Source organism: Ideonella sp. (genome assembly GCF_041287625.1).
In the GTDB taxonomy this organism is placed as follows: domain Bacteria; phylum Pseudomonadota; class Gammaproteobacteria; order Burkholderiales; family Burkholderiaceae_C; genus Ideonella.
Genome location: NZ_JBGGNH010000024.1, coordinates 1 through 8,475, shown reverse-complemented (window position 1 = coordinate 8,475; position 8,475 = coordinate 1). Strand labels below are relative to the sequence as shown.

The 8,475-nt window shown below is 67.3% G+C and carries 4 protein-coding genes; 1 reads left to right on the top strand and 3 read right to left on the bottom strand.

Going from position 1 to position 8,475, the window contains the following annotated elements; translation table 11 throughout:
* The coding region (trxB, locus tag ACAH41_RS09545) for a thioredoxin-disulfide reductase (RefSeq protein ID WP_370538270.1) at positions 1-891 on the top strand (891 nt) is incomplete at its 5' end.
* A gap of 66 nt (positions 892-957) precedes the next feature.
* Here trxB and ACAH41_RS09540 read toward each other — a convergent pair.
* The 3 genes from ACAH41_RS09540 to ACAH41_RS09530 all read right to left on the bottom strand — a co-directional run.
* The gene (locus ACAH41_RS09540) at positions 958-2,352 is read right to left on the bottom strand and encodes an MATE family efflux transporter (protein ID WP_325656435.1); all 1,395 of its coding nucleotides are present in this window, start codon (positions 2,350-2,352) and stop codon (positions 958-960) included.
* Positions 2,353-2,364: 12 nt separating this feature from the next.
* On the bottom strand, positions 2,365-3,828 hold the full coding sequence (locus ACAH41_RS09535; RefSeq protein ID WP_325656437.1) for a cytochrome P450: 1,464 nt from the start codon (positions 3,826-3,828) through the stop codon (positions 2,365-2,367).
* 12 nt (positions 3,829-3,840) lie between these two features.
* The coding region (locus ACAH41_RS09530) for a non-ribosomal peptide synthetase (protein WP_325656439.1) at positions 3,841-8,475 on the bottom strand (4,635 nt) is incomplete at its 5' end.

Sequence of the window (8,475 nt, the reverse complement as noted above, 5' to 3'; positions counted from 1 at the left end):
ATCTACGCTGCGCGGGCCAACCTGAAGCCGCTGCTGGTCACCGGCATGGCCCAGGGCGGGCAGCTGATGACGACCACCGAGGTCGACAACTGGCCGGCCGACGTGATGGGCGTGCAAGGCCCGGAGCTGATGCAGCGTTTCCTCGAACACGCCGAGCGCTTCCAGACGCAGATCGTGTTCGACCACATCAACACCGTCGACTTCAGCGAACGGCCTTTCAAGCTCAAGGGCGATTCGGGCAACTACACCTGCGATTCGCTGGTGATCGCCACCGGTGCCTCGGCCAAGTACCTGGGCCTGGATTCGGAGAAGGCCTTCATGGGCCGCGGCGTGAGCGGCTGCGCCACCTGCGACGGATTTTTCTACCGCAATGACGAAGTCGCCGTGGTCGGCGGCGGCAACACCGCGGTCGAGGAAGCGCTGTACCTGAGCAACATCGCCAGCACGGTGCACCTGGTGCACCGGCGCGACAAGTTCCGCGCCGAGGCCATCATGATCGACAAGCTGCACGAGAAGGTCGCGCAGGGCAAGATCAAGCTGCACCTGCACCAGACGCTGGACGAGGTGCTGGGCGACCAGAGCGGCGTGACCGGCGTGCGGCTGAAGAAGGTGGACGGCAGCGCGACCGAGGACATCGCGCTCAAGGGCTGCTTCATCGCCATCGGCCACCACCCGAACACCGACATCTTCCAGGGCCAGCTGGAGATGAAGGACGGCTACATCGTCACCAAGAGCGGCCAGAACGGCTTTGCGACGATGACCAGCGTGCCGGGCGTGTTCGCCGCCGGCGATGTGCAGGACCACGTCTACCGCCAGGCCATCACCTCGGCCGGCACCGGCTGCATGGCCGCGCTGGATGCGCAGCGGTTCCTGGAGCAGCAGGGCTCTTGACGCAGGGGCGTTCGCACCGCTTGCACACGCCGCCATCGCCCGCACGCTGACCCTGATCGCCGGAGGTCAAGCCTGTGCATGCGCCAGCACGATGGCGTTCTGGCGATGCTTCACGGCTGTCCAGATCCGCCAGGCATACAGCGCGCCGATGGCCGCTTCGAATCCTGCACCGACGACCCAGCAAATGGGCAGGAAATCCGCATTGCCATCGCGTCCCCGCGTCATGAAGTAGATCGTCGGGATGCTGAAGGCCCACATCAGCACCAGGCGGGTGGCGAAGAGGAACCTCGTCAGGCCGAAGGCCTCCAGCACGGCCGCGCCCGTCATCGAAAAAGTGAAGGCCAGCGCATACAGCCACAGGATCCGGGCCGTGCCGACCGCCGCGCTGCGGATCGCTTCGGGCTTGTGGCTGAGGCCGAACGGGTCCAGCAGCTGTTCGGGCATGGTGATCTCGAAGAACGCCACCACGGCCACGTAGGCCAGCTCGATCACCCAGGTCACGAAGATGATCCTCGGCACCTGGGAAAAGTCGTTCGCACCGATGGCATTGCCGCACAGCACGCTGCAGCCGATGCCCAGCCCGATCAGCGGCACGATGCCGATGTAGTTGACGGTCAGGTTGATGTTGTTGGCCGCCAGCGCAATCGCGCCCAGGCCGGCAATCATCCAGATGAAAGCCGCGTTGCCGAGGTTGTCGACGCCGGCGGACACACCCAGCGGCAATCCCCGCCGGACCCGCAGCGTCACGTCGGCCACAACGGCCGCCCCGCGCTTGAAGACGCGTTGCGTGAGCTGTTGCCACACGTCCCGCGGCAGCCGGGACAGGTAGAAGACCAGCATCGCCGAGGTGCCGAACAAGGTGCCGATGGCCGAGCCGCGCATGCCGAGTTCGGGCAGCCCGAACTTGCCGAACACCAGGCCCACCGTCATGAAGAGTTCGACGACCTGCCCGATCAGGCCGGCGATCAGGGTCACCCGCGTCTGGCCGATGCCGCTGAAATAGGACGACAGCGACATGTTCAAGGTCATGACGCTGCCGAAATACGCGGCCCAGTAGAGGAACTGCGATTCGAGCGCCGTGATGGCGGCCGGCCGGTCGCTCAAGCGAGGGATCAGCTCGATCACCGGCGCCAGCAGGACCAGGACCGCAGCCAGCACGGCCGCGACCACCATGCCGACCGCTGCCTGGTACGCCGCCTCGTCCTTGCCCGATCGCCCGAAAGCCTGGGCGATGCAGGACCTCGAAAAGCCGGCGAATGCGGTGAAGAAGCCGACGATGGCCATCGCCGTGTAGATCGCCGGTCCGGACGCAGCGAGGGTGTCGTCCGAGTAGCGTGCCAGGCAGATGCGGTCGACCAGCATCATGATCAGGTTGCCGACCATCGAGCCCATCAAGGGCACCGAAACCTGGAGCACGCGCCTGGCAATGCCGAAGTCGAAACGCAGGGTGTTGGAATCCATCATGGCCTCAGCTCACCGGGCGCGCAGCTTCAGCTGCACCGGCACCGCGCTAGGGCCGACGAAAAAGTTCAACAGTTGCTCGACCGGCGGCGCGTCCGGGTCCGGCACCAGCTCGAAGTTGCGCACCAGCATGGCCAGCACCATCTTGATCTCGGTCAGCGCCAGGAAACGGCCGGGGCACAAACGGGAGCCGGCGCCGAAGGGGAAGACCTTGCGCGACGGGTCTTCCTCCCGCGAAGGCTTGCCGTCGAAGATCCAGCGCTCCGGGCGAAACAGCGCGTGCTGCGGAAAGTGGGCCTCGTCCTGGCTGGCGCCGGTGTTGGCGACGAAGATCACCGTGTCTTTCGGGACGAAGGTGTCGGCCACCACACAATCGGCGTTGCTGGCGAAGCCCATGAACGGCGCCACCGCCCGCAGCCGCTGGGTCTCGCTGTGGGCCGCTTCGAGATACGGCAGCTGCTTCAGCCACTCCCACTCGCGGGCGACCGGTGCGTCACCGAGCACGGCGTCCACTTCAGCGCTCAGCGCGGCGGCCGCCTCGGGGTTCTGCGCCAGCAGGTTGATCATCCACGCCATCGAGTTGGCGGTGGTGTCTTCGCCGCCGATCACGCTCATGATGGCGTTGCTGATGAGTTCCTGGTCGGTGAAGCCGGACTCGGGGTTCTCGCTCGCGGCAATCATCGCCTCCAGCATGTTGCCGGGCTTCTGGCGCAGTTGCGGCTGCTGCGCCATGCGCTCGCGCGCGTCCTTGACGAAGCCGATGACCGCCTGCTCGATGTCGTCCGCCGACTTGTCGGCCGCGCGGTCCACCGGCAGCTTGAAGTAGCGCCAATAAGGCAGCAGCGTGGCGTTGCGGGCGCCCAGGCGTTGGAAGATGTTGTCGATGTCGCGCTGCACCTGGTTGCCATCGTCGTTGACGGCGTCGATGTCCTGCCCCATCGCAATGGCCACGATCACATCGAGGGCCATCGCCTTCAGGTCGCGATGCAGGTCGATGCGCCGGCCCTCTGCCACCGCGGTCTTCCAGCGCAGCAGCACTCGCTCGGTGATGGCGACCATCGTGGGAAAGAAGTTGCGCACCACCTCGGCGTTCAGCCCGCCCATGACCAGCCGGCGCTGCTTGCGCCAGTCGTCGCCTTCGGCGGTGATGACACCGGCGATCTTCAGCTCGCCCATGCTGGTCTTGAGGTTCGAGGTGCGCCGGAAGCCGTCAGGGCGGTCGCGCAGCAGGCCTTCCACTGCCGCAGGGTCCGAGAGCACCATCAGCTGGTGGCCCATCACGTCCAGCCGGAAGACGGGACCGAACTCGCGAATCCAGTCGGCCAGCGTCAGGTGGAACTGGCGCCCGCTCAGCTTGAGCAGGCTGCCGACGAACGGCAAGCCCTTGGGGGCGGGCAGGTCGGCGATCGTGCGCGAGAACTCGAATGTCCCCATGCGCTTCGCATCCAGTGGGGGCGCGGAGGTGTTGGCGTCCATGGTGTCCTTCGGCTATTTGTTGGCGAACAAAATGTGGGTTGCTGCAGGCGACGGCTCGCTGCCCGCCCCATGGCGCTGTAGGCAGGCCGAGATCTCGCGCGCCAGCTTCTCCAGGTGTGGCGGCTTCACGATCGTGTGATGGCTGCCGCCGATCGGTGTCACCCGCAGGCGCTTGCCGAGCAGGGCGGCCCAGCCGAGCGTGAGGTCTTCGCCTTCGCGACGTGCGGCGGCGTAGAAGCTCACCGGCGCCGCGATCAGCGGTGGCCGGTAGGCGTCCGCCGCCTTGGCACCGGCCACGTACAGCGCCACGATCCGCTTCACCTGCGCCGCATCGAGCTGCGCGGGCAGCAGCCGCTCGCGTTGGCACACGAGGATGATGGCGTCCAGTTGCCCGGTGCTCGCCAGCTGCGTGACCTCGTCGTAGGCGGGATGCTGGCTCGCGTCGGCCCACTCGGGGTGCAGGTCGAGGACCCAGTGCAGCAGGGCGCTGCATTCGTCGACTTCGCGCGGGTCCTCGCCTGGCCCGCTGGCCAGCGGGCAGCCGCTGTCGATCATGCCGACGAAAGCCACCGTCTCTCCCGCGGCCAGCAGCTGGTGCGCCATCTCGTAGGCGATCATGCCGCCCAGGGACCAGCCCGCGAGCTGGTACGGTCCGGCCGCCTGGACCTGGCGGATGGCACCGAGGTAGGCACGCGCCATGTCGGCGATGCTCGCATGCGGCTTCTCGCCACTGGCGAAGCCGCTGGCGGCCAATGCGTACACGGGCTGGTCCTGGTCCAGGTGCCGCGACAGGTCGAACGCATACTGCACCTCGCCGCCGATCGGATGGATCAGGAACAGCGGCGTGGCGTCCCCGCGGGTGCGGATCCGGACCAGGTTCGGATGCCTGGCGGCCATCGCATTCGAATCGATGAACTTCGCCAGGTCCTCCAGCACCGGGTGAGAAAACAGGTCTCTCAATCTCGCCCCGTCGACGCCACGCGCGTGCAACTTCGCGACCAGCTGTGTCGCCAGCAGTGAGTGGCCGCCGAGCAGGAAAAAATCGTCCTGTGCACCGACCTTGTCGATCTGCAGCAGCTCGGCCCAGACCTCGGCAATGGCCTGTTCGGTCGGCGTGCGCGGTGGCATGTGTGCGGCCTGGCCTTGCGCCATCTCAGGCACCGGCAAGGCTTTGCGGTCGACCTTGCCGTTGGGCGTCAGCGGCAGCGCATCCAACCTGACATAGGCGCTGGGCAGCATGAAGCTGGCCAGCGCCTTCGCGAGTTCGGTGTGCAGGGTTTGCCCGTCCGGCGCATGGCCCGCTTGCGGCACCACATAGGCCACCAGCCGCTTGTCGCCGCCTGGCGCCTCATGCGCCAGCACAACCGCCTCGCGGATGCCGTCGACCGCGGCCAGCTTCGCTTCGATCTCACCCAGCTCGATCCGGAAGCCGCGGATCTTGACCTGGAAGTCGTTGCGCCCCAGGTACTCGATTTCGCCGTCCGGCAGGTACCTGGCGAGGTCCCCGGTCTTGTACAGCCGGCCATTCGGCGAGCGGCCGAACGGGTCGACGATGAACCGTTCGGCCGTCAGTTCGGGCCGGTTCAGGTAGCCGCGCGCGACACCAGCGCCGCCAATGTGGATCTCGCCAGCCACCCCGATGGGCACCGGCTGCAGGCGGCCGTCGAGGATGTAGACCTGCGTGTTGGCCGCCGGCCGGCCGATCGGGATCTCGCCCGGCGGCAAGGGCAGGCGCCCGTCCATCCTCCAGGCTGTGGCGTAGACGGTGGCTTCGGTCGGGCCATAGGTGTTGAGCCAGCCAGCGCCTGCCGGCATGCCGAGCCGCCATTGATCGAGATGGCGGCGCTCTGCCTTTTCGCCGCCCACCACGACCAGGCGCAGCGTGCCGTGTCCGGCGCCGCGCTCGGGCCAGTCGTTCTGCGCCCACTGCTGCCAGAACGCGGTGGGCAGCTCGGCGACCGTGATGCGCATGTCGTCAACGAACCTCACGAAGGCCTCGTCCGGCGCCATCAAATCGGCAGGTCGCATCACCACGGTGGCGCCCACTGCAAGCGCAGGAAAGATTTCTTCGACCGATGCGTCAAACGCCACCGAGGCGAACTGCAGCACCCGGTCTTCAGCAGAGAGCGCGCACAGGCGCACATGGCCCTGGATCAGGTTCACCACCGAAGCGTGCTCGACCATCACGCCCTTGGGCTGCCCGGTCGAGCCCGATGTGTAGATCACATAGGCCAAACGGCGGCCCGCGGTTCCGGTGGCATCAGGATCCGGATTCACGGCAGGGGCCTGTGCCCAATGCGATGCATCGGCCTGCAAGTCCAGATGCAGCCTGCCCGGCGCGTGCAGCGTCGCGCTCAAGCGTGAGCGGGCGGCTTCGGTCAGGTGCGTGAGCACGGCCACGGGCGCGCAGTCCTGCAGCATGTAGGCCAGGCGCTCGACCGGATACGCCGGATCGAGCGGCACATACGCGCCGCCCGCCTTGAGCGTGGCGAGCAAGGCGACCACCAACGCCACGCCACGCTCCGCGCAGACCGCCACGCGCGATTCCGGCCCCACGCCGGCCGCCATCAAATGACGCGCGAGCCGGTTGGCTTGCGCGTTCAGTTCGGCGTAGCTGAGCGAGTGGCCTTCGTGGACCACGGCCACGCTGTCGGGCGTGCGCGTCACCTGGGCTTCGAACAGCCGGTGGACCTGCGTGGCTTGCGGGTCCACGCCGGGGAAGGCAGTGGCGGTGTCGTTCCACTCGGACAACATGCGCCGGCGCTCGGCGCTGCCCAGCATGTCGAGCTCGCCAACCGGCAAGCCCGGATCGGCCACGATGGCCTGCAGCAAGCGCGTGAAATGACCGGCCAGACGCTCTATCGTGGCAGCGTCGAACAGCTCGGTGCTGTATTCAAAGTCGCCATGCAGGCCGTCTGCGCTTTCGGTCAGGGTCAAGGTCAGGTCGAACTTGGCGGTGACGGTGGGACCGGCGACAAACGCCATCTGAAGGCCAGGCATTTCCGGCCGTGTCATCGGCGCGTTCTGGAGTGCCAGCATCACCTGGAACAGCGGCGTGTGGCTGGCATGCCGGCCGGGCTGCAAGGCCTCCACCACCTGTTCGAACGGCAGGTCCTGGTTCGCGTAGGCATCCAGCGTGTGGCCCCTCACTTGCGCGAGCAGCGCAGTGAAACCCAGGCCAAGGTCAACTTCGGTGCGCAGCACCAGCGTGTTGACGAACAGGCCGATCAAGCCCTCGATCTCGGCGCGGTTGCGATTGGCGATGGGCGTACCGATGCAGATGTCGGTCTGCCCCGAGTGGCGCGCCAGCAGGACATTGAAGGCCGCGCACAGGGTCATGAACAGGGTGCTCTGCGTCCTCCGGCTCAGCGCCTGCAGCCTGGCAGAGAGATCGGCGGACAACGCATACGGCAAAGAAGCACCGGCTTGGCGCTGCACCGGCGGGCGCGGCCTGTCGGCGGGCAGGCTCAGCGTGGTGGGGCTGCCGTGCAGCCGCTGCTGCCAGTAGCCCAATTGCCGCGCCAGCAGGTTGCCGCTCAGCCATTGCCGCTGCCGGCCGGCGAAGTCCACATAGCGCATCGGCAGCTCGGGCAGCGCCGGTGGCAGGCCCGCGGCATGGCTGGCATACAGCTCGCCCACTTCGCGCACCAGGATGCCGATGGACCAGCCATCGAAGACGATGTGATGCATCGTCAACAGCAGCAGGTGTTCCTGATCGCCGAGCTGCAGCAGGCCAGCCCGGATCAACGGGCCGGTCGCCAGATCAAATGGAACCTGTGCTTCGGCCAGCATGCGCGCGGCCACCTCCGCGTCGCGCGCCTGCTGCGGCGAACGGCGCAGGTCATCGAACGGAAGCGCCAGGTCCACACACTGCCGCAGTCGCAACACCGGTGTGCCGCCAGCGTCATGGAAACAGGCACGCAGGGCATCATGGCGGCGCACCACGTCGTTCAGCGCAGCCTGCAACGCGGGACGGTTCAGCTGTCCCTCGAGGCGGAACGCGATCGGGATGTTGTAGGTGGCATTCGGGCCTTCCAGTTGATCGAGGAACCACAGGCGCTGCTGGGCCAGCGAAGGCGGGAAGGCTTCCGCCGGCAACTCGGCCGGCAAGGCCGGTGCAGCCGGCGATTCCGGCGTCTCTGGTGACTCGGCCGCCGCTGGCGCAACGATGGCGGCCAGGTCCGCCAGCACCGGCGTCTCGAAGATCGTGCGCAGCGAAATGTCGGTGCCGAACCTCGCCCCCAGGCGAGACATCAATTGCGTGGCCAGCAGCGAGTGGCCGCCGAGCGCAAAGAAGTCGTCGTGCACCCCCACCTTGTCGACCTGCAGCAGCTCGGCCCAGACTTCGGCCACGGCCTGTTCGGCCGACGTGCGGGGCGCGAGGTATTTGGCGTCGCCCTGGGACATGTCAGGCGCCGGCAGCGCCTTGCGGTCCACCTTGCCGTTGGCCGTCAGCGGCATCGCATCGAGCACCGCGAAGTGATTCGGCAGCATGTACTCGGGCAAGCTCTGCGCCAGCGCCGCGCGCAGCTGTGCCTCATCCGGCAAGGCTTGTCCGTCGTGCGCCACCAGGTAGGCAACCAGGCGCGGGATCTTGCGCTCGTCCTCCCGGGCCAGCACCACCACGTCGCGCACAGCGTCCAGCGC

Bases quoted from the DNA above. Each gene is read 5' to 3' on its own strand.
- ACAH41_RS09540 (WP_325656435.1), bottom strand. From the start codon at position 2,352: ATGGATTCCAACACCCTGCGTTTCGACTTCGGCATTGCCAGGCGCGTG.
- ACAH41_RS09535 (WP_325656437.1), bottom strand. From the start codon at position 3,828: ATGGACGCCAACACCTCCGCGCCCCCACTGGATGCGAAGCGCATGGGG.